The sequence below is a fragment of the Neorhizobium sp. NCHU2750 genome, assembly GCF_003597675.1.
GTDB lineage: Bacteria > Pseudomonadota > Alphaproteobacteria > Rhizobiales > Rhizobiaceae > Neorhizobium.
In genome coordinates this window covers 1226011-1252126 of the sequence record NZ_CP030827.1, presented here as the reverse complement: position 1 = coordinate 1252126, position 26116 = coordinate 1226011, and the positions used below count along the sequence as shown (strand labels likewise).

21 protein-coding genes and 1 other annotated feature are annotated in these 26116 nt (G+C 57.8%); of the genes, 16 read left to right on the top strand and 5 right to left on the bottom strand.

Going from position 1 to position 26116, the window contains the following annotated elements; all coding sequences use genetic code 11:
- Positions 1-157: 157 nt before the first annotated feature.
- A complete protein-coding gene (locus NCHU2750_RS06105; protein WP_119939639.1) occupies positions 158-919 on the bottom strand; it encodes an SDR family NAD(P)-dependent oxidoreductase in 762 nt (253 codons plus the stop codon).
- A gap of 279 nt (positions 920-1198) precedes the next feature.
- On the opposite strand from NCHU2750_RS06105, the gene NCHU2750_RS06100 reads away from it, so the two are divergent.
- From NCHU2750_RS06100 to NCHU2750_RS06060, 9 genes are all read left to right on the top strand, one after another.
- A complete protein-coding gene (locus NCHU2750_RS06100; RefSeq protein WP_119939638.1) occupies positions 1199-2356 on the top strand; it encodes a transporter substrate-binding domain-containing protein in 1158 nt (385 codons plus the stop codon).
- Complete coding sequence (locus tag NCHU2750_RS06095; protein WP_119939637.1) at positions 2353-3006, top strand: ANTAR domain-containing response regulator; 654 nt, start codon at positions 2353-2355, stop codon at positions 3004-3006. Before NCHU2750_RS06100 ends, NCHU2750_RS06095 begins: the two co-directional genes overlap by 4 nt.
- Before the next feature lie 27 nt (positions 3007-3033).
- On the top strand, positions 3034-4266 hold the full coding sequence (locus tag NCHU2750_RS06090; protein WP_502703826.1) for an urea ABC transporter substrate-binding protein: 1233 nt from the start codon (positions 3034-3036) through the stop codon (positions 4264-4266).
- 80 nt (positions 4267-4346) lie between these two features.
- Positions 4347-5219, top strand: coding sequence for an ABC transporter permease subunit (locus NCHU2750_RS06085; RefSeq protein ID WP_119939635.1), 873 nt, complete (start codon positions 4347-4349; stop codon positions 5217-5219).
- A 2-nt stretch (positions 5220-5221) separates the two neighbouring features.
- Positions 5222-6298 (top strand): branched-chain amino acid ABC transporter permease, encoded by a 1077-nt coding sequence (locus NCHU2750_RS06080; RefSeq protein ID WP_119939634.1) that lies wholly within the window; start codon positions 5222-5224, stop codon positions 6296-6298.
- 2 nt (positions 6299-6300) lie between these two features.
- Positions 6301-7020 carry an ABC transporter ATP-binding protein gene (locus tag NCHU2750_RS06075; RefSeq protein WP_119939633.1) on the top strand — a complete coding sequence of 240 codons (720 nt, stop codon included), beginning with the start codon at positions 6301-6303 and terminating at the stop codon, positions 7018-7020.
- Entirely contained in the window at positions 7013-7729 is a 717-nt protein-coding gene (locus tag NCHU2750_RS06070; protein ID WP_119939632.1) for an ABC transporter ATP-binding protein, read from the top strand. Before NCHU2750_RS06075 ends, NCHU2750_RS06070 begins: the two co-directional genes overlap by 8 nt.
- A gap of 41 nt (positions 7730-7770) precedes the next feature.
- Entirely contained in the window at positions 7771-8769 is a 999-nt protein-coding gene (locus NCHU2750_RS06065; protein WP_119939631.1) for an acetamidase/formamidase family protein, read from the top strand.
- A gap of 62 nt (positions 8770-8831) precedes the next feature.
- Positions 8832-10553: a nitrilase-related carbon-nitrogen hydrolase gene (locus NCHU2750_RS06060; protein WP_119939630.1), complete on the top strand. Its 1722-nt coding sequence runs from the start codon at positions 8832-8834 to the stop codon at positions 10551-10553.
- A 584-nt stretch (positions 10554-11137) separates the two neighbouring features.
- Here NCHU2750_RS06060 and NCHU2750_RS06055 read toward each other — a convergent pair.
- A protein-coding gene (locus NCHU2750_RS06055; protein ID WP_119939629.1) for an IS3 family transposase occupies positions 11138-12369 on the bottom strand; the annotation gives its coding sequence in 2 pieces (ribosomal slippage) (positions 11138-12078 and positions 12078-12369; 1233 coding nt in all).
- Positions 11969-12085, bottom strand: a sequence feature (AL1L pseudoknot). (Overlaps the previous gene by 117 nt.)
- Positions 12335-13297 (bottom strand): AraC family transcriptional regulator, encoded by a 963-nt coding sequence (locus NCHU2750_RS06050; RefSeq protein WP_162939511.1) that lies wholly within the window; start codon positions 13295-13297, stop codon positions 12335-12337. Before NCHU2750_RS06050 ends, NCHU2750_RS06055 begins: the two co-directional genes overlap by 35 nt.
- A 484-nt stretch (positions 13298-13781) precedes the next feature.
- Here NCHU2750_RS06050 and NCHU2750_RS06045 point away from each other — a divergent pair, with 484 nt between their 5' ends.
- From NCHU2750_RS06045 to NCHU2750_RS06015, 7 genes are all read left to right on the top strand, one after another.
- Positions 13782-14693, top strand: coding sequence for a carbohydrate ABC transporter permease (locus NCHU2750_RS06045; RefSeq protein WP_245480348.1), 912 nt, complete (start codon positions 13782-13784; stop codon positions 14691-14693).
- The gene (locus tag NCHU2750_RS06040) at positions 14690-15517 is read left to right on the top strand and encodes a carbohydrate ABC transporter permease (protein WP_119939627.1); all 828 of its coding nucleotides are present in this window, start codon (positions 14690-14692) and stop codon (positions 15515-15517) included. Before NCHU2750_RS06045 ends, NCHU2750_RS06040 begins: the two co-directional genes overlap by 4 nt.
- Positions 15518-15574: 57 nt before the next feature.
- Complete coding sequence (locus NCHU2750_RS06035; protein ID WP_119939626.1) at positions 15575-16939, top strand: extracellular solute-binding protein; 1365 nt, start codon at positions 15575-15577, stop codon at positions 16937-16939.
- 99 nt (positions 16940-17038) lie between these two features.
- Complete coding sequence (locus tag NCHU2750_RS06030; protein ID WP_162939510.1) at positions 17039-18475, top strand: amidase family protein; 1437 nt, start codon at positions 17039-17041, stop codon at positions 18473-18475.
- Positions 18475-19551, top strand: coding sequence for an ABC transporter ATP-binding protein (locus NCHU2750_RS06025; protein WP_119939624.1), 1077 nt, complete (start codon positions 18475-18477; stop codon positions 19549-19551). The genes NCHU2750_RS06030 and NCHU2750_RS06025 overlap by 1 nt, the downstream gene beginning before the upstream one ends.
- A gap of 12 nt (positions 19552-19563) precedes the next feature.
- On the top strand, positions 19564-20889 hold the full coding sequence (locus NCHU2750_RS06020; protein ID WP_119939623.1) for a glutamine synthetase family protein: 1326 nt from the start codon (positions 19564-19566) through the stop codon (positions 20887-20889).
- 105 nt (positions 20890-20994) lie between these two features.
- The gene (locus tag NCHU2750_RS06015; RefSeq protein ID WP_245480347.1) at positions 20995-22068 is read left to right on the top strand and encodes an iron-containing alcohol dehydrogenase; all 1074 of its coding nucleotides are present in this window, start codon (positions 20995-20997) and stop codon (positions 22066-22068) included.
- A gap of 226 nt (positions 22069-22294) precedes the next feature.
- Here NCHU2750_RS06015 and NCHU2750_RS06010 read toward each other — a convergent pair whose 3' ends face one another.
- A complete protein-coding gene (locus NCHU2750_RS06010) occupies positions 22295-23647 on the bottom strand; it encodes a TIGR03790 family protein (protein WP_119939621.1) in 1353 nt (450 codons plus the stop codon).
- An 87-nt stretch (positions 23648-23734) separates the two neighbouring features.
- Positions 23735-26071 carry an AAA family ATPase gene (locus NCHU2750_RS06005; protein ID WP_162939509.1) on the bottom strand — a complete coding sequence of 779 codons (2337 nt, stop codon included), beginning with the start codon at positions 26069-26071 and terminating at the stop codon, positions 23735-23737.
- Positions 26072-26116: the final 45 nt, after the last annotated feature.

The window sequence follows — 26116 nt, the reverse complement described above, 5'->3', positions numbered from 1 at the left end:
TCCGCTTGCATGGTCTGGCCAAGGCTTCGTCCTGACCGAACCGCCGACAGCCCTGTTTTTCGATTGAACGGCTCGCTGTCGGGTCCCTCGCGACGCGGCGCCCAACATTGTAGTCCGTTCTCATACCCGAATATGGCCTGACGCCGAGATTCAAGGCTTAAAGTTGGACGCCGCGGGTCAGTGCGCCGTCGACGACGAGATTTGTTCCGTAGATGAAACTTGCTGCCGGACTTGCCAAAAATGCGACCGCGTTGGCGATCTCCTGCGGCGACGCCATACGACCGGTTGGGTTTAATGCAAGGGAAGCCTCAAACAATTCTGGATTGTTTTTTTCGATATTCTCCCAGACCCCCCCAGCGAAATAAGTATTCCCAGGAGAAACGGTATTTGCACGAATAGCTTTGGGTGCCAAGGCATAGGCAAGGCCCTGGGTATAATGCGTGAGCGCAGCCTTGAACGCACCGTAGGGACCTGCGGCGAAGTCGATTTCCCGGCCGGAGACGGATGCGATGGTAACTATCGATCCCGCCTTACTTTTTTCCAGGTATGGCACAGCGGCGTTGACCAGCCGGACGGTTCCCATCATGTCGACATTAAAGCCTTGCTTCCAGCTGTCTTCGTCGTTGCCGATCGACAGAGCACTGACATTAGCGACGACGATATCAACCCCACCAAACTGTGACGCGGCCTGGTCGATCCATGTCTTGATGGCCTCTTTGTCGGCGACATCAACACCACATCCAAGAGTAGAAACACCTTGATCTGAAAGCCGCGCGGCGACGGCTTTGGCGTCGTCAGCGTTGCGACTGCACACTGCGACACTTGCTCCTTCAGCGGCGAGTGTCTCGGCAATTTTCAAACCGATGCCGCGGGTGCCGCCTGTCACGACCGCGCGCAAGCCCTTCAAGCCCAAATCCATTCGCTTTTCCTTTCCGTTTTGCCCTAGCTCTGGCCGCTCTTGGCGCGCCTATACGCACATAGGATCCGGCTCTGGAAAGCCACACGTCAAGGCCAGCCTAGCTTTTGAAAAAAGTTGAATTCCACCGCTTGACATCGAAAGGGCAAAGCGGCAGCTTAAATTCGTGGCGCAGAGCAATGATGCTCAAAAATGCGTCAATACTGAAAATCAATATTGTTTTCTGGCAACGGCGCCTCCATCAGCGACAGCTGAATGGCCCAACCTTGTGGCTGCCGGACGATGACCAGGGAATATCCCGTCGGATTGCTGTTTTCGACAACCGGTTCCTACGGAGCTATCGGCAGGTCTATGCTCAATGGCGCCAGGCTTGCCGTCGAACAGATCAACGATGATCCCGGTTTCGGCATTCGCCTCCGCGCGGTCGAACACAATCCGGGCTGCAGCCTGAATGCCTATGCCCCGGCAGCCGAAGATATGATCGGCAATGGGGTTAGAAACATCATTGGTTGCTATACTTCGTCCAGTCGCAAGGAAGTCATCCCGCTTTTCGAAAAACGCGACGCGCTGCTTTGGTATCCGACGCATTACGAAGGTTTCGAGAGTTCGGCCAACGTCATTTACACGGGCGCCGCGCCGAACCATCACATGCTGCCACTCGTCGACTATTTCACCCGCCATATCGGCCGGCGGGCATTCTGCATCGGCTCCAACTATATCTGGGCGTGGGAAAGCAACCGGGTTCTGCGCGAAGAACTGGCATTGCGGGGCGGTAGCGTGGTCGGTGAACGCTATCTCGCGGTCGGAGAGACCGACTTCGGAAGCATCATCCAGTCTATATTCACCACCGATCCGGACATCGTGTTCAATTCGCTGATCGGGGAATCGGCCTACGCGTTCTTCCGCGCCTTCCGTGCGGCCTGTGTTGAACGTGGCATTGACCAGGTCGGGCGCTATCCTGTTGCGAGCTGCAACTTGTCGGAGCCCGAATTACGTTGCATCGGTCCCGATGCCGTCGATGGCCACCTAAGTTCCAGCGTCTATTTCGCCTCGATCGAAACGCGCGAGAACCAACGCTTCGTCAATCGTTACAATGCGGCCTTCACCGACGAGAAAGTTCCGTCTGCAGAAGCGGAAGCCGCCTATACCGCGGTGATCCTTCTTGCCCAGTCGCTGCGCGAAGCAGGCAGTGACACGATGCAGGAGGTCAAGCTCTGCGCGGCCCGCCAGCGTCTGGCAGCACCGCAGGGTGAAGTCACAATCGATCCCGGCACTTTCCACGCATACCTAACACCACGCATCGGACGTTCACGGCCGGATGGGCAATTCGACATCGTCTACGATGCCGGGCGCCCGGTTGCGCCCGATCCATATCTGATCAACTCCACATCCACGCTTGAGGCAGCCTCGCGCCGCCCATCCCTGAGGATCGTGTCATGAGCTCCAGCCGCTACGTCCAGAATTTTCGCCAGCGCCGGGCGTTGCTGCTGAGCAATGATCCCAAAGCGATCGAGACCATCTCAGCCATGGTGACAAGGCTCGGAATGGCTTTGGAACCCCTTTGCATCATGCCCGGTGAATTCCGGCCGGTGCTCGAAAAAGCCAATTCACAGCGCGACGTGCTGTTTCTCGATGGTGACCTCAATCTATTCCCGGAAGCCGTTCAAAGTGTCGAAAGCGAGCTGCCGCAGATCCCGATTGTCGGACTGGTCGGCATCGAGGCACCGAGCCGCCTGCGAAGCCTGATGCAATTCGGCGCCACAGCGTTCCTGTCGAAACCCGTCCATAGCGGCGCGATCTTTTCCGCACTCTATCTCGCCGTCAATACGTTCGAGCAGAAGGCGGATCTGCGCCTGTCGATCGAGGAGCTCGAAAAGCGCCGCAGATATCGCCGGCACGTCATCAAAGCGGTGACGATGGTCATGAAGTCCCACTCCCTCGACGATGAGGGAGCGTTCGCGCTTCTCCGCAAGGAGGCGATGCGCGCGCGGCTGAGCCTGGAAGCCTATTGTGAAGGCGTCGTTCAACGAAGCACGATGCGAACCGTCGAAGACAGGGAACCTGACGAGAAGCAGGCAGTCGGCGACTAGTCAAAAACCACCTCCATGGAGAACGAGATGAAGAAGACGCTTAACGGCGCCATCACGGCGCTCGGCCTGATTTTGCTTTGCTCCGCAGCAAGCGCTCAGGAGCCGATCAAACTCGGCGTGCTCGAGGATCAGTCCGGCGATTTCGCCGCGGCCACGATCGGCAAGGTGCACGGCATCCAGCTTGCAACGGAAGAGATCAACGCCGCCGGCGGCATTGCCGGACGGCCGCTGGACTTGGTGATCTACGACACCCAATCCGACAATACCCGCTATCAGGAATTTATGCGCCGCGTGCTTCAGCGCGACAAGGTCGATGCGGTTTTCGCCGGTTTTTCCTCCGCCTCCCGAGAAGCCTACCGGCCGATCGTCAATCAGTTCGACGCCCTTGCTTTCTATAATAACCAGTATGAAGGCGGCGTCTGTGATGCCAACATGATCGTCACGGGCGCAGTCCCGGAACAGCAGTTCTCGACACTTCTGCCCTATATGATGGAGACCTACGGGAAGAAGGTCTACACGATCGCAGCCGACTATAATTTCGGCCAGATCTCCGCCGAATGGGTTCGCAACATCGTCAAGGAACATGGCGGCGAAATGGTCGGCGAGGAATTCATCCCGCTCGGCGTCTCACAGTTCTCGCAGACCATTCAAAATATCCAGGCAGCCAAGCCGGACTTCGTCGTGACGCTGCTCGTCGGCACGGCACAGGCCTCCTATTACGAGCAGGCTGCAGCCGCCAACGTCAACAAGCCGATGGCGTCATCGGTCAATGTCGGCCAGGGCTACGAGCACAAGCGCTTCAAGCCGCCGAGCCTCGCCAACATGTATGCGACCGTCAACTGGATCGAGGAAGTCGACAATCCGCAGTCTAAGGCCTTCGTCGAGAGATGGCACAAGAAGTTCCCGGACGAACCCTATATCAACCAGGAAGCGGAAAACTCCTATCTCGCCGTCTATCTCTACAAGCAGATGATCGAACGGGCAAAGGGTTCGACCAAGAAGGATGACCTGCGCAAGGTAATTGCCGAGGGCGATGTCTGCTACGACGCGCCGGAAGGCAAGGTCTGCCTCGACCCGAAGAGCCAGCACATGTCTCACACGATCTACCTAGCCAAGGTCAACGACGATCACTCGATCAGCTTCCCGAAGGTCTGGAACGACATCAAGCCCTATTGGCTCGGTGACGCAGGTTGCGACCTGACGAAGAACGATCCCAGCGCACAGTATACGCCGTCGAACCCACCGCCGGCCGCCAAGTGATGTTAGGGCGGCCGGACCGTGCACCGGCCGCCCCTCTTCCCGACTGATTGCCTCATATCTGCGCAAGGAACGCCCTCGCGATGACCGTGCTCTTCACTCTTTTCAGCTTCGTCTATCAGACAGGTGATGCTTTTGCCTTTCTGGTTCTCTCGGCTTGCGGCCTGGCGATCATCTTCGGCATGATGGGCGTGATCAATCTCGCGCATGGCGAATTCATCATGTGCGGCGCCTATGTCTGTTCGGCGACCGCTCGTGCCGGCTTGCCGCTGCCATTCGCCATTCTTGCCGGCGCGCTCGCCGCCGGTATCGCCGGAATGGCGATCGAGCGCGTTATCATCCGGCCTCTCTATGACCGTCCGCTGGACACGATCGTCGCCACATGGGGTGTCTCGATGATCGTCACCCAGGGCACGCTGATCCTGCTCGGCTCCACCATGCCCGGCACCGGCACACCGTTCGGCAGCTTTCCGGTCGGCCCTTATTCCTATTCGATCTACCGCGTCGTGCTGATGGCTGCGGCTTTGGCGACACTTGGCCTTCTCTGGCTCGGCTTCACCAGGACGCGCTTCGGCGTTCTCGCCCGTGCGACGATCCAGGTGCCGCATATTGCCCAGGCGCTCGGCGTCAATACGGGTCTCGTCTATAGCCTCACCTTCGGCCTCGGCGCAGCTCTGGCCGGTCTCGCTGGCGGTCTCTATGCGCCAACCATGACGCTGGTGCCGACGATGGGAGCCGCCTTCGTCGTCGAGGCCTTCGTGACCGTGGTCGTCGGTGGCGCCGATATCTTTCTGGGGACGGCACCAGCCGCACTGATCCTTGGCGCGGTGAAGGCAGGCCTGACCTCCTGGCAGGGACAGTTGGCCGGCCAGATCGGCCTTCTCGTCGCCGTCATCATCGTCATTCGCATCCTGCCGCGCGGCATTTCCGGCTGGATCCTTCGTGAAAGAGCCTGAAGATGCATAAAGCCAATCCCGTGTCGAATGCGTTGAGGCTGCTGCAGGGGCCGCAGACCCTGGGCCAGGGAAAATCCTTCTGGTCGATCTTCGCGGTCGTTATTGCGCTCGCCTGCGCCTACCCCTTGATTGCCGACGGATATGATGTCGGCAACAACGTCTATTTCTTCAACTGGGCCTTCATGGCATTGGGTCTCAGCCTGATCTGGGGCTATGGCGGTACGCTGAGCTTCGGCCAGACAGCCTTTTTCGGTGTCGCGGGCTACAGCTACGGCATCATCTCCACCAATTTCGGCGATGCCTATGGCCTGACGCTTGTCGCCCTTGTCGCATCCGTCGCGGCGGCGGCGTTGCTGGCCGCCATCCTTGGCTATTTCCTGTTCTTCGGTCGCATCAGCGGCGTGTTTCTCGGGATCGTTACGCTTTCGGTCACGCTCGTCCTGGAGCGCTTCATGGCGCAGACGGCCGGTCCGGAATGGCGCGTCGGCACCGCTAGGCTGAACGGCTATAACGGCATGGGCAGCATGCCATCGCTGACGATCCCATGGTTCGGTGGGGATATCGTGCTCTTTCCCGATGTCCAGCTCTACTATTTCACCCTGGCGCTGCTCGTCATCTGCTATCTCGGGCTTCGCATTCTGGTGAATTCCCGCTTCGGCAATGTTCTGGTCGCCATTCGCGAAAACCCGCAGCGCGCCGAAATGCTCGGCTACGACATCCGCACCTATCAGCTTGTCGCCTTCGTCATCGGCTCCGCACTCGCCGGCCTTTCCGGCGTGCTCTATACATCCTGGGGCAACTACATCACCCCCGCCTCAATGGGGATGACGGCAGCGGCCCTGCCGATCGTCTGGGTGGCGGTCGGTGGTCGAAGCGACCTGACCACTACGCTGATCGGAACGGTCGTCGTCCTTGCGGGCTTTCAGGCTCTCACCATCCACGGAAGCCAATACGCTCTCGTCGTCATGGGCGTGCTTCTCGTGCTGACCGTCCTGATCGCACCGCGCGGGCTGATCTTCGGCCTTGCCGCCTTCGCCATCAGCCTGTTTCACCGCAAGTCGGCCGTCCGGGGGGAGTGACCATGGCCATCCTTGAAACACGTGACCTGAACAAATGGTTCGGCGGCCTGCATGTAACGGGCGGTGTCAATTTCGCACTCGAGCCGGGCGAAATACACTGCCTGATCGGTCCCAACGGCGCCGGCAAGAGCACCTTCTTCCGCCTCATCCTCGGCGAACACCTGCCGACCAGCGGCCAGATCCTCTATGAAGGCGCCGACATCACCAGATCCAAGTCGTTCGAACGCATCCGTCGCGGCATCAGCGTCAAGTTCCAGGTTCCGGGCATTTTCAAGGCTCTGAGTGTCCGCCAGAACCTGCAGATAGCCCTTCAGCATCATCGTCTCCCCTCCGAACTCAACGAGGAAATCGATCGGCTGCTGGAATTCCTGAAGCTGACGGAGGCGCGTCATCAACTGGCGGGCAATCTCAGCCATGGCCAGAAACAATGGCTGGAGATCGGAATGGCGGTCGGCCTGAGGCCGCGTCTGCTTCTGCTCGACGAGCCAACGGCCGGCATGACGCCTGACGAGACGGCAGCGACCGGCGAAATGGTCCAGGCGCTCAACCGGGACGGCGTCACCGTGCTTGCCGTCGAACACGACATGGGCTTCGTCCGCCAGATCGCCCACAAGGTCACGGTCCTCCACTTCGGCAAGATCTTCGCGCAAGGCACGATCGACGACATCGTTGCCGATGAGCGTGTCGCGGCTATCTATCTCGGAGACGCCACCCATGCGTAATGAAGTCCTGCTCAACACTGTCGGCCTCTGGTCCGGCTATGGCGGCAAGCCGGTTCTCCAGGGTGTCGACATCAATGTCCGCGAGGGGGAGATCGTCGCGGTCATCGGTCGTAACGGGGTCGGCAAATCGACATTGATGAAGAGCCTGATCGGGCTTCTGCCGCGCGACAAGGGTTCCGTCGTCTTCCGCGGCTTAGCGATAGACAACGTACCGGCCTACAAGCGGGCACGCCTCGGCATCGGATACGTCCCGCAGGGCCGTGACGTCTTCCCGCGGCTGAGCGTCATCGAAAACTTGATGGTCGGCGAACAGATCAGCGGCAAGCGCGCAACCAACGACGAGATCGAGACGATCTTCAGCTACTTTCCCATCCTCAAGGAGCGCCGCAACCAGCAGGCCGGCACCATGTCCGGCGGCCAGCAGCAGCAGCTTGCGATCGGCCGCGTGCTGATCGGAAAACCGTCACTGATCCTCCTCGACGAACCGTCCGAAGGCATCCAGCCCAACATCGTGCAGGACATTGCCCGCATCATGGTCGAGCTCAACACGTCGACCGGCGTGACCATCGTGTTCGTCGAGCAGAATATCGACATGATCCGCGCCATGGCGCAGCGCTGCTACGTGATCGACAAGGGCCGGATCACCAACGAGATAACGCCGGAAACGCTGGAGGACCGTGACGCGGTCCGCCGTTACCTGGCTGTCTGACATCAAAAAGCAGCAAGATGAGCGAACAAAGGAGCGCACCCATGAGCTGGTTCGACGAAACGATCATGGCCCGCAAGGGCATTGCCAAGGGCAAGGTCGGGGAAACCTACAGCATCACCGAGGAGAGCCAGGGCAAGTATCACTATGTCTACGGCGCCTATGTCGATCCGGTATTGAAGGTCGATCCCGGCTCCATCGTCTCGGCCGAGACCCATGATGCCTTCGAGGGCGCGATCAAGCACGAGACCGACAGCCCGTCAAAGATCCTCAATTTCCCCTTCCTCAATCCGCAGAATGGGCCGATCTATGTCAACGGCGCCGAGAAGGGCGACTGCCTTGCTGTCTACATCAAGAGCATCGTACCCCGCGGACCGCAGCCACGGGGTACGACCGTCATCATGCCGGAATTCGGCGGCCTGGTTCCGACGGCCGATACCGCCCTTTTGACCGCTCCGCTGCCAGAGCGTGTGCGCAAGCTGCACGTGGATGCTGAAACCGGCGTCAAGTGGAGCGACAAGATCACCCTGCCCTACGAGCCTTTTATCGGCACGATCGGCACCGCGCCGGAAATCGAGGCCATTTCCTCGCTGGTTCCTGATTACTATGGCGGCAACATGGATCTGCCGGATGTCTGCCTCGACACGGTCGTCTATCTGCCGGTCAACACCGAGGGTGCTTATCTCTATCTCGGTGATTGCCATGCAGCGCAGGGCGACGGAGAGCTTTGCGGCGTGGCACTCGAACATCCGACCGTCACCACGGTGCAGATCGATCTCATCAAGGGCTGGACGATCAAGACGCCGCGGCTGGAAAACGATCGATTCTACATGACGATCGGCTCTGCCCGGCCGATGGAGGATGCCGCCCGGGGCGCCTATCGCGAGCTGATCCGCTGGATGGTCGCCGATTTCGGTTTTGAGGAGATCGACGCCTACATGTTACTCACCCAATGCGGCCGCATCCGGCTCGGCAACATGGTCGATCCGAAATACACGGTCGGTGCGTCCGTCCTGAAATCCATCGTCGGCATAGCCGCCTGACGGTAAGCCGAACCGGGCCGCCCGTTCCGGGCGGCTCATCAATTTCATCGACGGAGCCCGCCATGACGCCCCCCTTCAAAGCCGCCGCGATCCAGTTCGAGCCCCATCTTGGCGACAAGGAACGCAATGTTGTGGCCCTGCTCACATTGGTGGAAGAGGCCGCAAAAGCGGGCGCAAAGCTGATCACCACGCCGGAAATGGGCACGACCGGCTATTGCTGGTATGACCGCGCCGAGGTCTCCGGCTTCGTGGAAACCATTCCCGGGGCAACGACCGACCGCTTTGCCGCCCTGGCGCGAGATTACGACTGCTTTATCGTTGTCGGTCTCCCGGAAGTCGATGCAGGCACCAAGCTCTATTATAATTCCGCAGCCTTGATCGGCCCGGATGGCCTTGTCGGCGTACACCGCAAGACGCATCCCTATATTTCCGAACCCAAATGGGCCGTGTCCGGCGATCTCGGTCATCGGGTCTTTGACACGAAGATCGGGCGTATCGCCATGCTCATCTGCATGGATATCCATTTCATCGAGACGGCCCGGCTCGCAGCGCTTGGCGGCGCCGATGTGATCTGCCACATTTCCAATTGGCTGGCCGAGCGGACACCCGCCCCCTATTGGATCAGCCGCGCCTATGAGAATGGCTGCTATCTGATCGAGAGTAATCGGTGGGGACTGGAACGCGGCGTCCAATTCTCCGGAGGCAGCTGCATCATCGCGCCCGGTGCCGAAATTCTGGCGGTGATCGACGATGGCGACGGGATTGTCTACGGGACGATCGATCCGGCAAGGGCCCGCCTCAGGCAGGCCTCCGGCGAGCCGCTGCTGAGCCAGCGCCGGCCCGAACTCTACGCAGAGCTGATGACCAACACATTCAGCTGGAATCCGCGGGATTTCTTCACGCTCTACGACCATCAACCGATTCCCGAAGGACGGGTCGCACGCATCGCCGTGTGCGAGACGGCACCATCGGACGACATTGACGAAAATCTGCAAACGCTGTTGAAGCTTGGCGAAGAGGCAAAGGCGCGGGGCGCAGAACTTGTGGTCTTTCCCTCGCTTGCTCTGACCGGGCTGAGTGCCCCAGTCGCGACCGCTATTTCCGCGAACCACTTTGCCTTTCAGACACTCGACGCGCTATCGAAGCGGCTGGAAATATCGATCGTGGCCGGCTTTGCCGAAGAGGCTGATGGGCAGCGACACATGAGCGTGGTCATCAACAGCCCGGACAGGCCGCGAACCATCTATCGCCAGATGCACCTGACCATGGCTGAGCAAAGCTGGGCAACGCCCGGCGACGACTTTTGCATACTCGATCTACCATTTGGCAGGGTGGGCATCATCTGCGGCCATGATGCTGCCTTTCCCGAGGCGGCCCGTGTTCTTGCGCTGAGAGGCTGCGACCTCATCTGCTGCCCGTCGAACATTGGCGGCGGCTTTTATTCCGCACATGGCGGGAGCGCGGTGCGCCAGCCCGAGCCGATACCATTCGGCGAGGATCCCCTGCACTGGCACCACTACCGGGTGAGAGCCGGTGAGAACAATTGCTATTTCGTCTTCGCGAATACGAGAAGCGAGACCGATAGTATGGAAGGTATGAGCGGCATCTTCGGTCCGGACGCCTTTGCCTTTCCTAGAAAGGAGGCGATTGTCCGCGACGGATCTCTCGCCGTCGCCGAAATCGATCTGTCGAATTCCGACCCCACCTACCCCACCAATGTCGCTCGTCGCAAGGATCTGATCTTGATGAGACAACCGCACCATTATGGTCCGCTTGTCCGTTAAGCCCGACCATTTCCAAGATTTTGGCCATTCATCATGGCGCTCGTTTTCGGGATAAAGTGCTACACAAAGCTGTCTCCCACGCCTACCGAATGATGGATTCAACGTTGCTAACGACAACGCGTGCGGACATGCCGTCGATGTCCCCTATGGAGAAGAGGTCGCCAAGATATCTAGTTCTGCGATCCCTGAGTGCCTGCTGACACCTACCATCAAATCGATCACTTTTATATCGGTGAGCATATTATAGGTAAGCTTGCGGGGTCGCGAGCCGCATACCCGGCCTCGTCTGACGCGAAGGCTCGGCTCGAGCGCCCTGATCGGGCCGGATCCAGTACGAGATTTATCGTTGGGGCAATCTATCGAAAAGACAGCTCGATCCATGGGCGTTCATTCAACCGAAGCGCTAACGATGATGCATCACTTGGTTTCGGTCCGAAGATAGCGAAAGGAGAGCCAGTCGCGAGGAGCAAGGCGAGTGGATGTCTCGATGACATCGCGCACCTGGCTTTATGGGACGCCCCCGTTTGCTGCTCTACCAAGCATTGTGAACCGCCCCGGCTTTTCCGGAGACCGTTTGGCTTAAGTTATGCGGCCATGGCTGGTGCGTCCAGCATGGCGTAGTATCGCTCTTCGGCCTCGGCTGGCGGTATGTTGCCGATGGGCTCCAGAAGGCGGCGGTTGTTGAACCAATCGACCCATTCGAGCGTGGCGAACTCCACGGCTTCGAAGTTGCGCCATGGTCCTCGCCGATGGATGACCTCGGCCTTGTAAAGACCGTTGATCGTTTCGGCGAGAGCATTGTCGTAACTATCACCAACGCTTCCGACCGACGGCTCGATGCCTGCCTCCGCCAGCCGTTCGGAATAACGAATGGACACATATTGCGAGCCGCGGTCGGAATGATGAACCAGCCCGCCACGTTTGACGGGCCGCCGATCATGAAGCGCCTGGTCGAGGGCATCGAGCACAAAGCCCGCATGGGCCGTTCGGCTTGCCCGCCAACCGACGATACGGCGGGCGAAGGCATCAATGACGAACGCCACGTAAACGAAGCCCTGCCAGGTCGCGACATAGGTGAAATCGGATAACCACAGCATGTTCGGCGCGGGAGCGAAGAACTGTCGGTTCACCCGGTCTAGCGGACACGGGGCAGACTTGTCCGACATGGTTGTTTTGACTGGCTTGCCGCGAATGACGCCTTGAAGCCCCATCATTCTCATAAGCCGAGCGACGGTGCAGCGGGCAATATCGTAACCCTCTCGCTGCAACTGCCGCCAGACTTTGCGCACGCCATAGACCTGGAAGTTCTCGTTGAACACCCGGCGTATCTCGACTTTCATGGCAATATCATTCCGTTCGCGGGCTGACAGGCGGTCCACGTCCGTGCGTTTGGCAACGACCTCATAGTAGGTGGACGGGGCAATCGGCAGCAGCCTGCAAATCGGCTCGACCCCGAGCACCGAGCGGTGTGCATCGATGAAGGAAATCATCGCTTCAGTGGGCGGTCGAGCTCCGCCTGGGCAAAATACGCCGAGGCTTTGCGTAAAATCTCATTCGCCTGACGAAGCTCCCGGTTCTCCCGCTCCAAAGCCTTCATCTTCTCCGCCACGTCACTCGGCAAACCTGCACGCTTGCCGCTGTCGACCTCGGCCTTCTTCACCCATTCATTGAGCGTATGCGCCGAGCAGCCGATCTTGGCCGCTATGGAAGATACAGCCGCCCACCGGGAAGGATGTTCGGCTTCATGATCGGCCACCATTCGAACGGCCCGGGCGCGGACTTCAGGAGAAAATTTGTTCGTCGTCTTGCTTGTCATAGACCCTACTTCTCACGAGTTGGGGTCTCCGGCAAAGCCGGGGCGGTTCATTGCGCAGCTGCGACGGGGTAAATCCTGTAGAATTGCGGAAGGCACGCGAAAACGAACTGGTTTCACTAAAGCCGAGCCGCAAGGCGATCTCGGTGACAGACTGTTCGGTGTTTTTCAGCCAATCCATCGCGACGGTCATGACCGCTTCGTTTCGGACGTCGCGGAAAGATAGGCCCTGCATGGCGCAATTGCGCTGCAGACTGCGCATCGAACAGCCGAGAAGACGAGTTACATCTTCAATGGAGGTTCCGTGGCCACAGACGAGTTCATCTTTGAGAAGCGCACGGAGACGTTGTGCAAATCCTGTGGCGCCCATCTCCACAACCGGCTGAAGCTCCATATGAGCCTGTAGGATTTCGGCAAGATCACGATCAGCCAAAGGATTAGCAACGTTTAGGAATTCGGCGGGAAACTCGACACAATTTGATTGGGCATTGAAGACGGGTTGTACGGCAAAGGGCGTTGGATATCGACATCGGGGCTGCCGTTGATGGCTTGCCCCTGGCCCGTGAGCAAATCTGAGAGCACCACGCCGCCATTGCGTTCCGCATGCGGCAGACACAAAGCGTAGCAGTATGCCCGTGGAGAACTCCGCATCCTGGCGATAGTACTTTATCGACGAATCCTGAACTTGATAAGACACGGAGGCCAGATCTCCAAAGACCTGCAATTCGACATTGGTCTTGCTTTGGATGCGACCATAATAGGCGACATAGGCACGCAAGCTTTCGCCGATCGTCGGAGCACGATACATGAGTTGTCCAAGCGCCCCGAAGCTCCGCATATCGAAAGTCTGTGCAAAATAGAGACCAAAGTCAGGGCGTTCTGTGGCGCGCGCCGCTTTCTCCAAAGTCTCTGCGAAAACGGCGAGAGGCATGGTTTGCTGGGATGCTTGAAGTCGCTCTTGGGCCTGTCGATCTGCTCTCCCTGGATCTCCGACCTTGTGATCTTCGGGCGGCCGATTTCTGGGCAGCCCACTTCCATCCCGGGGGCTAATCAGCCCGTCGGCATCGACTCCGAGCGCACTGAGACAATTCTCTAGCCCCAGGCGAGCAGAACTGACGACATGAGCGACCATTGGGCTTACTCACTCCAATTCCAAAGCGAGGCGGACTGGCAATAATGCCGGAGCCACTCGCGAACTGTTCCCTTGGTTGTGGGCGTACCTCGCCGAGAAAAGGCGATAGAATTGACGACGAACGCAGGTCAACCATTCTTGTGGCAAGCCCTTCTGGGCATGCGAATTGGCGGAAAATGTCAACAAGCGGGCCGCAAATGTCAAGCTGCGATGGTCCCTGACGCCTAACCTTGGCCGACGATGACGAGCTTTTACCGCCCGGAAGCAGCCATGGGGAGCGCTCTTGACCTCGAACACCCGCAGCAAGCGATCAACTTATTCGCCAAATCTGTTCATCGCATTGATGCTGATGCCGGCCATGGCGCTGCTTTTGGCTTTCACAGTCGTTCCCTTCGCCGTCAGTGTCGTTTTGAGTTTGACCGACATGATGCTGTCCAACCCGCCGACAAAATTCATCGGGCTCGGAAACTATATAGAACTACTGACGGCCAGTGACTTTCGCGAGGCGCTGTTGCGCTCAGCCGTTTTCGTCACACTCGCGGTCTGTCTGGAAATGGTGCTGGGACTGACTGTAGCGCTTTTGCTGTTCCGCACGAGTTCTTTGTGGTCGGGGCCGCTGCGGACGATCCTGATCCTACCCTTGGCCATCACGCCGATCGCGGCGATCTTCACCTTTCGAATGATGCTCAACCCCAGTCTGGGTGTGGTCAATTATCTGATGCAATCGGTCGGTCTTCCGCCGCAGGACTGGCTCGGTTCACCAAACCTTGCCATGTTGACCATGGTGGTGGTCGACGCTTGGCACTGGACGCCGTTCATCATTCTTATCCTGTCTGGCGGCCTTGCAGCCTTGCCTACCGAACCGATCGAGGCGGCCCAGATCGACGGTGCGACGGAATGGCAGACGCTTCGCTTCGTGACCCTTCCTATGCTCTTTCCGTTCATGGTCGTCGCCGTTCTGTTGCGGGCGATCGACGCACTGAAGGCATTTGACGCCTTTTACGTATTGACGGGTGGGGGGCCGGGACGTTCGACCACCACACTTAATGTCTTTGCCTTTAAAGAGGCACTGGAGTTCACCGTGCTTGGTCGAGGCGCGGCCATCGCGATTTTGATGATGGTCATCATCATCGTCATGTCCCAACTCTTACTGCGTCGAACCAAGCTATTGACGATTACGGGAGACGGACAATGACCATGACACGTCCGGCAGGGATCGGCACATGGGCAGGCCGAATCATCCTGCTTATATTCTGCGGGTGGACGCTCTTCCCCCTCTACTGGCTCATCAATACATCGCTAAAGCAACCGGTAGATGTTGTGGCGCGTCCACCGATCTTCGCTTTCGTCCCGACACTTGAGAATTACGCTTCGGTGGTCAGCGATCCGGCCATCCTCGGCTATTTCTGGACAACGCTTGTCGTCTCCGTGGCAACCACTTTCTTGGCCATCGTCATCGGCACGCCAGCAGCCTATGTGCTGGCAAGGTTCAGCTTTCGCGGCAGCACCGATATTGGATTTTGGATCCTGTCGACGCGCTTCACCCCGCCGGTCGCCATGCTTATTCCGTTTTTCGTGATGTTTCAGAGCCTTGGTCTGCTCAACACTCATGTAGGTCTGGTCATTTCTCACGTCGCATTGAACCTTTCACTGGTGATCTGGCTGATGCGGGGTTTCTTCGCGGAAATCCCCAAGGAGCTTGAGGATGCGGCCTATATCGATGGCGCCAGCTATTTCCGCACCTTCCTGACGATCATCTTGCCGCTCAGCCGTACCGGAATTGCAGCCGTCGGTGTTCTAGTCTTCCTCTTCACCTGGAACGAGTTTTTGTTCTCGCTGATCCTTGGAGGGCAGATCCCGATGATCTCGGTCGGCCTCTACAAGTTCATTGGCTACCAGCAGATTGAGTGGGGTCGCCTGTCAGCCACCGCGACGCTGATGCTCATTCCGGTCATCGTCATCTTATTGGCCTTCCAGCGCCAACTTGTTCAGGGGCTAACATTGGGTGCGGTCAAATAACAACAACTGAAGAAGGCCGAAGAGCCCAAGATCAACATATCAACAGAGGTGAACGTGATGTTTGCAGAAAAGCCTTCTTTTAGCATGAACCGCCGCCGCTTCAGCCAGATCATGTTGGGCGGTGCGGCGATCCTCGCAAGCCCGAGCATTTCATCACGCCGGGCCTTTGCAGGGGCCGATTTGTCCGCGTATTCGAGCGCCTCTGTCGATTGGCAGCAAGCAAAGGGCACGACGATCACCCTTGCTGGTGCGACCCATCCCTGGTCGGACGCTATTCTTCCACTCATCCCAATGTTTACCGAGTTGACGGGTATCAAAGTCACCACCGACTTCCAGTCGGAATCGGAATTTCTGACCTCCCTTCCGGTCAAGCTCGGCGCCGGCAGCTCCGTTCCGGACGTTTTCATGTACCTCTCCTATGGTCAGGGGATTGGTGCTGGATGGCTCGAGCCGCTCAACAGCTATTACTCGAACAAGGATCTCATTGATCCTTCCTGGTATGGCGAGGACGACCTGCTTGGTGCCGCACGCGGATTTCCGCTTTGGAAGGATGGTGAACGCTATGCGTTCCCAATCACTTCGGAATCGCAGATCATGTTCTTCAACGATGAAGCGATGAGCGGCGCCAAGGCCAGCGTCCCGAAGACGTTTGAGGAACTGCTCGCCACGGCCAAAGCGCTCAAATCAGCCAGCATGGCCGGCATTGCGATGCGCGCCAAAGCGGCAACCAGCGCCACGGCGGCATCGATGGGCTTCCTGTTCTCCTATGGCGGTCGCATGGTCGACGATAGCGGCAAGGTGGCGTTTCATAGTGCCGAGGGCATCAAAGCTCTCGACATTTACGGCCAGCTTCTGCGCGAAGCCGGGCCGTTGGGTGTCGGCACCTATGACTGGTATGAAGTGCTCAACGACTTCACCCAGGGCGCGGCGGCGATCGCATCCGACAGTTCCAATTTTGCGACCACGATTGGCAATCCGGCGAAAAGCCGTGTCGCCGGAAAAGTCAGCTATTCGTCCCTGGTCTCCGACGGCAGCCACCCCGTGACGCCCTACATGTCCTGCTGGCAGGCGTGTATCAATGCCAAGTCGGAGAAGAAAAAGGCAGCTTTCCTGTTCATGGTCTGGGCAACGTCTAAGCCGACGGCACTATTGGCATCGGCAAAGGGCCTTGCGACCACACGTGCCTCGGCATGGTCAAGCGAGGCATTCGGTAAGGCATTCGGCCCGCAGGCAGCCAAGGCAGCACTTAATAGCCTTTCAACAGCGGATGTCGGACGCTCGAAGGAGATCCTCTTCCACCCGCAAGCACCAATGATCTTCGATGCCTTCGCCACGGCGACAAATGAAATAGTCACCGGAGGCGTCTCTGCGGCAGACGCGCTCACCTCTGCCGCAACCCGCGCCAACCGCGCCATCCGTTAGCACGCGATCATCGTCCGACCGGCATGAAGAGGTGCCGGCCGGGCGAACGCACGAATTGCAGGATTGATCATGGATCTAAATCAGATGAGTGCCGTCCGGATGCTGGACGGCTTCAAGAGCGGCAACTTCTCGCCCGTCGACGTGGCCAAGGCGTGCCTGGCGCGCATCAATGAGACTGCATCGGCTCTCAATGCCTTTTGTTATTTGGATGAAGCTCGCACGATGAACGAAGCGGAAGCATCGGCCTCCCGTTGGGCCGTTGGCCTTCCCAAAGGCATCCTTGACGGTGTCCCGGTCTCGATCAAGGACTTGATCGATGTCGAGGGCTGGCCGACGATGTGCGGAACCAAGGTGATCGAACCCCAAAAAGCGATCGCCAAAACAAACGCAATCACCGTTGAACGGCTGATATCGCAAGGCGCAGTCCTGCTTGGCAAGACGACGACGACAGAGTTTGGCCATAAGGGTGTCAGCGACTGCCCACTAACTGGCGCGACCCACAATCCGTGGAACGGTGCCATGACCACCGGCGGTTCCAGCTGCGGCGCCGGTGCGGCGGCGGCCGCCGGCCTTGGCCCCCTTCATCTGGGCAATGACGGCGGTGGATCGGTGCGTATTCCAGCCTCCTTTTGCGGCGTAGTGGGCATTAAACCGGGTGCAGGCACGATCACCCATCCCCTGCCCTCGATTACCGGTCCGCTGGTTGCGGCCGGTCCGCTTGCACGCTCGCTTGCCGATGCCGCGCTGATGCTGGATGCTTTGGCTGACCGGACAGGACCGTCCGTGGTTGATGGCTCGGCGAATATTGGGGCTCAGCCGTTTGGCGGCCGATTGAGCTTGGCACTCGCCCTGCCGGTCAAGGGCATGCGAGTTGGCCTACTCGCAACCATTTCCGACGCGCCTGTCGATCCTATAACCGCGGCCGCCGTGCGACACGGAGCACGGCTTCTTTCGGCCGACGGGGTGACAATTAAGGATGCCGCGCTCGATCTACCTGATGCGGAAGCCGCCTATATCACCATTCTTTCGGCTGGAACCGCCATGATGGCGGATGACTATCCCGCTGAACGGTTAGACTTGATGGAATGGGGTCTTAAAGAGCTGATCCGTGTCGGCCGCACGATCACCGGACAGGCTTACGCCAGGGCCTATCATCGAGTGCGCGGTGACTTCATGGCGCGGCTTCGGGCGCTTTTTGCACAGCATGACGTCTTGATTTTGCCGACCATGCCGCAAGCGGCTTTCCCTCTTTTCCATGATTATCCTGGCCCGCAGGACCGTGGCTGGCGCGCGGACTGGACGCCATTTACTTTCCCGTTCAACCTGTGTGGCCTGCCGGCATGCTCGATCCCCTGCGGCCTCGACGAGAGCGGGCTTCCGATAGGCTTGCAGATCGTTGCCCCTTGGGGTGGAGAAGAAAAACTCATGACCGTTGCTGGCGCTATCACGCGTCGGCTTCCGCGTCTCGTTCCTCCCGACTTCGTCACGCCCGACCTCTGCAATGCAACGGGCTTCACTCACAAGGGAGCCCGCTGATGGCATCAGTTGCGATCAACCATCTGCGTAAGTCTTTTGGACAGACTGATGTTTTGCAAGACGTCTGCGTCGATGTGGCCGATGGCGAGTTCGTCGCACTGGTGGGGCCGTCGGGTTGTGGCAAATCGACGTTATTACGTTCAATTGCTGGTCTTGAGCGTGTCAGTGGTGGCGAAATACGCATCGATGGCGAGGATGTCACTGATCTTGCACCACGGGATCGCGATATAGCTATGGTTTTCCAGAACTATGCGCTTTACCCGCATATGACCGTGCGCGAAAACATGGGCTTCTCGATGAAGCTCCGACGCGAACCCTTAGCGAAGATTGAGCGAGAGGTTATGCGAGCGGCCGACATCCTGGGGCTTGATGAGCTGCTGGATCGAAAGCCCAGGCAATTATCCGGTGGTCAACGCCAGCGCGTCGCGATGGGGCGTGCCATCGTGCGCAATCCCAAAGTGTTCCTCTTCGACGAACCACTCTCCAATCTCGATGCTCAGCTTCGAGTGCAGATGCGCACCGAGATCCGCAAGCTGCAAAGAACCTTGAACGCAACGGTCATCTACGTCACGCATGATCAGATTGAAGCGATGACCATGGCCGACCGGATCGTCGTGATGCGCGGCGGTGTCGTCGAGCAGCAGGGTGCGCCGCTCGACCTATTTGACGAGCCGAAGACGAGTTTTGTTGCGGGCTTCATTGGTTCGCCCAGCATGAACCTGCTGCCTGGCCGACTGTTGACAGAAGGCTTCACAACCTATGGAGGGGCAAAACTTCCAGTCCCCCCAGGTGTTACTCCAAAAGAGGACGCGCTTTACGGCATCCGGCCCGAAGCTTTGAGCTTGACGTCCGACGATAGTGGCATTGCCGCTCAGGTGGTCCTGGTAGAGCCGCTTGGCTCTGAAACGCTGCTGGTCGTTGATTTCGGCGGTGCGGAAGCGCAGATCTTACTGCGCTTCCGGGCCAAGGTAAAGCCGGGAGAGAGAGTGAGGGTGATAGCCGACTTGAACGCTATCCATATTTTCGACGCCCAGAATGGACGGCGTTTAAATCCGATGCGGTCTGAGCAACAATGAAAGTGGCCGTTTATGTCCAATAAATCACATGCTTTGTTTTCCTCCACCATAAAAGAGGTTCATCTGGGCATCTTCGACCTCGACGCCGTGTTTCGCCATAAACTCGTTGATACGGCAAAAGCGGAGAAACTGCTCAAAACAGGTTATAGTTTCTGCGACGTCATCCATGGATGGGACACGGCCGAACAGACCTGGGACCCGTCAGACACCTATATAGACCGTCCCTGCCAGATCTTCCCAGATACCGTGCGCTCATGGCCCTTTGGATCAGGCGCTGCTATTGCCATTGCCGATTTCACCGGAGAGTTCGGCGAAAAATCACCCCGCAACCAGTTGCTGCGCCAGATCGATAAAGCAGGCAGCATGGGGTTTCAGGCACTTGCTGCATTTGAATTCGAATTTTTCGTGCTTGACGAGACGCCGGATACGCTGCGCGAAAACGCTTTTCGCAGGCTCAATTTCTTCGCCAAAAATAACCGGACCTATTCGCTTCAGTCTGCAGCAGTGCACCAGGACCTATTCAGGAAATTGAAGACCACGATGGAGACACTCGGCGTGGGGTTCGACAGTCTTCATACCGAATTAGGACCGGGGTGTTTCGAGGCGCCGCTCGTGGCCACTCCTGGCGTTAAGGCTGCCGATGACGCAGCACTGTTTAAGAATTTCGCGAAGGCATTTTTCAGTCGAGAGGGCCGTTCGGCAGTCTTCATGTCGAAACTGTCGGAGGACCTGCCCGGGCAATCGGGTCACTTCCATATCTCTTTGAAAGACATGGCAGGGACACCAGTGTTTGCCGATCCTGACGATCCGGATGGCCTTTCGGCGACCGGCCGGGCTTTTCTTGGCGGTATCCTGGCCCTACTACCCGAGATGCTCGCGCTTCCGGCCCACAGCGTCAACGCGTATAAGCGCATGGTGCCTGGTGCATGGGCTCCAACATGGGCAAGCTGGGGCGTTCAAAACCGCACTTGCGCCGTACGAGTGATCAACGATCATCCGGAAAGCACGCGGATTGAGTTTCGCGTATCTTCGGCCGATACCAATCCGCATACGACCATGGCCTTCGTGCTTGCCGCGGGGCTTTGGGGGATTGAGAGCGGCGCTGCGCCACCGCGTGCCGAGATCGGTAGCGCCTATTTGGTACGACCAGACAACAGCCGCGCTTTTCCGCGCGATCTACAATCGGCAGCGAGCCGACTAGGCTCGAGCTCAACAGCTCGCGCTCTCTTCGGAGATACGTTCATAAACCATTTCGTACGTTCCCGCGAGATTGAGGCGGCCGAGGCTGCTCGTCATGTCAGCGAGTGGGAACTTCGTCGATATCTCGAAGTTTTGTGAGACATCCAAGCCATGTGCGCCTCCTCCAACACCCTTCCCGACTGCAATTGGTCTTGGCCAACAAGCGTCCGTTTTGGTTTCGGCCGAAGCCGCGAGCTGCCGGCTATGGTGCGTGAACTCAATTGCAGAAATCCGCTTTTCGTGACCGACCGAAGCCTTGCAGAACTGCCGATCGTCCATAGGTCCCTGGCCGGCCTAAAAGAAAGTGGCATCCGTTTTGGCCTGTTCAGCCGGGTGCAACCCAACCCAACTGGACAGTCGATAGACGACGGTGTCGACGCGTTTAGCGCCGGTGGCCATGACATGGTAATCGCTTTTGGCGGTGGCAGTGCGCTCGATGCTGGAAAAGCCATTGCTCTGATGGCTCGGCAAAGGCGACCGATCTGGGATTTTGAAGATATCGGCGATAATTGGAAGCTTGTCGATCCGCGTGATCCGGTCCCCGTAATCGCTCTTCCGACGACAGCGGGAACTGGGTCTGAACTTGGCCGATCATCCGTCATCACCGACACTGGGCAAGGCCGCAAGCTGATCATTTTCCATCCGATCATGATGCCGCAGATTGCCGTTCTCGACCCCGAACTGACCTACGACCTCCCGGCGGCGCTGACTGCATCGACCGGCATGGATGCGCTTTGCCACGCGCTCGAAACCTATATCACGCCCAGTTTCCATCCCATGGCTGATGGACTTGCGATGCAAGCATTGCGCATGATCAAGCGCGCCTTACCCAAGGCATATTCAAATGGACCAGATCCACAGGCACGGGCCGACATGCTTGTGGCATCGGGCATGGCCTGTGTGGCACTTCAGAAAGGATTGGGCGGTGTCCATGCGATCTCACATGCCCTAGGTGCAGTCTATGACGCGCCCCACGGACTGCTCAACGCCGTGCTATTGCCTTATGTCACCGAGTTCAATCGGTCGGTTGCCGAAGAACGATTAACAGAGATCGCCTATGTCCTCGATTTGCAGGTTCGCTCAGGGGAAGGCGTGATCGCTTGGCTCCGGCAAATGCAGATGGAGCTTTCTATTCCGACGCGTCTTGAGGCGCTCGGCATCGGCATTGACCGTTTGGACGATGTCATCGCACTTGCCATGACAGATCCTTGTGCACCAGCAAACCCGGTGCCCCTAACCCCGCACAATCTAAGGGCCCTCCTTCTGTCTGCGATATAAGTTTAAAGGAGCCCCACAGCGGCCGCATTTGGACACTGAAGCATCAGTGCGATCGATGTGGCTACGGATTTCGACGTGAATCCGGCCAGCATTCCAATCAAAGGCCGGCCATTTTGCGGCACTGATTATCATCCCCTGGGTCTACAACTTTGGCATCAAAAGGACCACGCGCAACGTGGAGATTTTGATGCCGACCGATTGATCGCCTTTATTTTCTAAATCAACGTCACTGAGTATCTGGTTTTCTGACAAGGACGCCAAGCATAAGCTTTTCCGTTGCGTCTATCACGTCAACCGTATCGACGATGTCGCCTGGCTTTCCATCTTGCGACACGCATAGATCGCGAATGAATACAGGATGCCCGGTCTCGACAGAAAAAAGGCTAACCGTATGTCCTGCACCCAAGGTTGGAGTGTTGCACTTCTGGGAAGACTTCCCGCCCCCGAGCGAGAGCCGGGTCTGGCGGTTTATCCGGATCTTGACGCGGCCTCCCTCCAAAATGGCATCGAATACCGGAAATGGCCGCGCCAACGGTTCGCCTAGGAACAGACCTTCGGTCGTCCAGTCGATACTCTTCCAATAGGCTTCGAGCAGCGTGTCGCCGCCGAGGTAATTTTTCGCCATCCGCTCAGGGTCGGGAAATTTTGGTGGGAAATTGCAAGGTTCGCGAACGGTGCCGAAGGATGCAGTGGCGCCGGCTGCGATGATCTGAGCGGCGGTCGTTTGCCCCCGATTATCATTGAGTGCTCCGCCAGACGAGGTCAGATGGTCAACATAAGCGCCGGGCAAAAAACGCAAACTGGCCAACGTTTTCCAGACGGCCAAGCCCGTCTGCAGGCCGATGACCGGATCCGGGGTTATAACAAGTTGATCTGGAAAATCGCGCAATTCGACGAAATCGGGCAAATCTCTTGTTGCACGTTCCATCGATGCTTTTCGGGGGATGGAGCGCGCAGGATCTGACGTTGTCGCCAAGAGTATTTTTGCATTGGGCTCACTGACGTCGGCTGACAAACCTCGATCGACAAGATCAAGGCTCGAATGCAGCCCTGCCCCACCATCCAATAAAAACGCCGGCTTCAACAATAGAGGCTCGCCCGCCATGCGTCCCCTGTCGGGATTTTCTTCCGTGATGTTACAGACACCTTTCCAGGCGATATCTGTGAGCCCTTGGGTAAAGGCCGAGGTGATCGACTGATTGGCATCGACCCTGTAGGGCCTGTCGAAAGCGAGCGCGAAACCGCCAAAGCTCCTGTATCTGGGGCTCGCTTGTAAAACAGCAAATTCACGCCTGAACAGATGTCCGGCGACGAAGTTCACACGAGGCAGTTGGAGCCCGATGATATTGGCCCGAGGGATGCCACGAGCTTTGACGTAATAGTCGCCGAGCGCCACGGAATCCGGATCATTCAGATTGACGATGACCCCTAATGTTGCAGGCGTCAGAACTGTCTGTTGGGGGGAGACGAGTGGAACGACGGGAATGAGTTGATGGGTTTCATTCGCGTTGGCGACCGGCCAGACGAAGCCCAAAACAGCAAGTGCACAGCTAACACGCCGAGAGACTTTACCGCGCATTCTCAATCATCACCATCGCGCCCACAATCCCGACTGCAAATTCCCAGCCCCGATGACTTCGCCGCTTTATGCCACCCTATCAGCCACTCAGGCGCCGGGAAAATATCTCTCGGCGTATTTTCCGTATTGCGCAGCGCCGAGTGCTGATCCGTAGCGTTCCAGGCGTTTCATATCGACTTTATTCAAAGCCACACCAATCGTCTTTTCGTAGAAGGACGGATGATTGTCGAAGAATTCCTGCAAGCTCTTGCGAGGTGTGCTTCCCCATTGCGCAACGAAGACATAGCCATCGACCATGTTACCCGCGGCAAAGGCGTCCGTCAGCGCCGCGACAGGCGGAAAGTCGATAATAATGACATCGAAACGCTGGCGCAGCTTGGCAATAAGCAGGTGGGTTTTCGGATTGCTAAAAATATCGCTTCCTTGCTGGGCGCGTGTGGCGCCAGCGAGGAAGGCGAGATTGGTTGCTTCTTCGAAAGCGATGACTTCCGTCAGCTCGGCTCTCTCATGGATGAGATCGATGAGGCCGCGCTTGGGCGATCCGATCAAGCTTCTCGTGAGGCTCGGATTGCGAAGATCGCCATCGATCAGGAGGGTTTTCGTCCCTTGAAACGCCAGTGATGATGCGAGGTTTTTGGCAATGGTGGATTTGCCTTCATCGGGGAACATGGATGCCAAGCCGACGACCATGCCCTTTTGACCCAAGAGCCGCTGATCGATCTTGATCTTCAAACCTCTGATTGCTTCGGAGAATTGCGACAGCGGCTGATCGACAACCTCTCGCAGAACACCGATGTCGTTATTGATCTTCTGGAAATTTTCGATAGGCGAACCAGACGGTTCGGCCGGTCTTTTCATTGCGGCCATATTGCCTTTCTTCTTTCCGCCAATCTCGCCGAGAGCCGGCACGTTTGCCAGAAAATCGAGGCCCAGTTCGTCACGCACTTGTATCGGCGTACGGATACCGCGATCCCGCCATTCACGCAGCCCACCAATGCCGGTGCCAACGGCACCACCCATAATGATGAAGCCAAAGAGGACAATCATTTTGTTGGGAGCGCTGGGCAAAATCGGCAAAGACGGCTCGCTGATGATGCGGGCATCGGTTACGGGGAATGACTGCTGCTGCTGCATCTCTTGCGACTTCTGCAAGAATGTCGAGTAAAGCGTTTTCAGCGTATCGGACTCCTGCTCAAGAGCCCGAAGCTTGACCATCGCGCTATCGTTCGACACAGAGCGATTGCGAAGATCGGTTATCGTCTGCTGAATGCTGTTAACCCGGCTTTGGGCAATCGACACATCGCTCTGATAGCCTGGCAGCAGATTTTTCAGCTCTTCGAATATAAGTCGCTGATATTCCGCCATATCCTTCTGGGCCCGGATGACGACACTGTGGGTATCACCATAGCGAGATTTCATATCGCTATAGAGTTTGGCGACCTCAAGATATTTCGAGCGAAGCTGAGCGATGTTCGGATTGTCTGACGTCTCCGTCAGACCTGCAGACGTGTCTTGCTTATCGACGATTTCCTTCAGACGCTGATAGCGTGCACTGGCATTGTCGAGGGAAAGGCGGGCGGCAGCAAGCTGGGTGTTAGCATCGGTCAAGGATTGCTCATCAACCAAGCGCCCAGATGCCTCGACCAGATTATTGTCTGCGCGGTAGCGTTGCACAGCTTGATCGGCTGCCAACGATCGCGCCTTCAAGTCGCGAATGCGATCTTCCATCCAGTTGGTTGCGCGACGCGTGGAGTCGAACTTGGAATCGAGTTGGTCTTCCAGATAAGCGTTGACATATTGCCCGGTGATGGCTTGAGCGAGGCTCGGATCACGATCCGAATATTCCAGAGACAGCACATAGGTGCGCCCCACCCTGCCAACTTTGAGGTTATTCTGCAGCTTTGTACTGGCGATCAAAATTCTGATTGGTTCCGGAAGATCGTGAATATCGGTTGGCGGAGGCGCTCCACTTACTAGGCGCGATATCGAACCGATCGCATCTCTCCCCCCATCGACGATGCTTCCCAGCAAAGACGGCGGCGGCGAGAGGAACGTGTAGTTGTTTTGCAGTCCAAGCGCTTGGGCGACCGAGGCCGCTAGCTTGTCCGACTGCATGATCTGCAACTGACTGTCGACCGCCCCGGCCTCGAACGCCAGAGATCCCTCCAGTGCCGTGGTGGCCGCCATTCCAACGTTTTTCGCGTCAATCAAGACACTCGCCGAGGATGAATAGGTCGGCACGGCCTGGAAGAGGTAGCCGAGACCTAAAAGCCCTCCAACGACAAGCGATCCAGCGACGACCCAGATCTGTCTGCGCAGAGCGCCAAGAAGATCAAAGCCGACAATTGCTCTTTGGAAAACACTCGCATTATGTTCGGGTTCACCGCTCAGGTTATCGAATTGCGATTGGCTCAACAGGTTCATCGAATACCCCAAAGGTTCAATAGCCCGATATATTAAAGGCAGTAT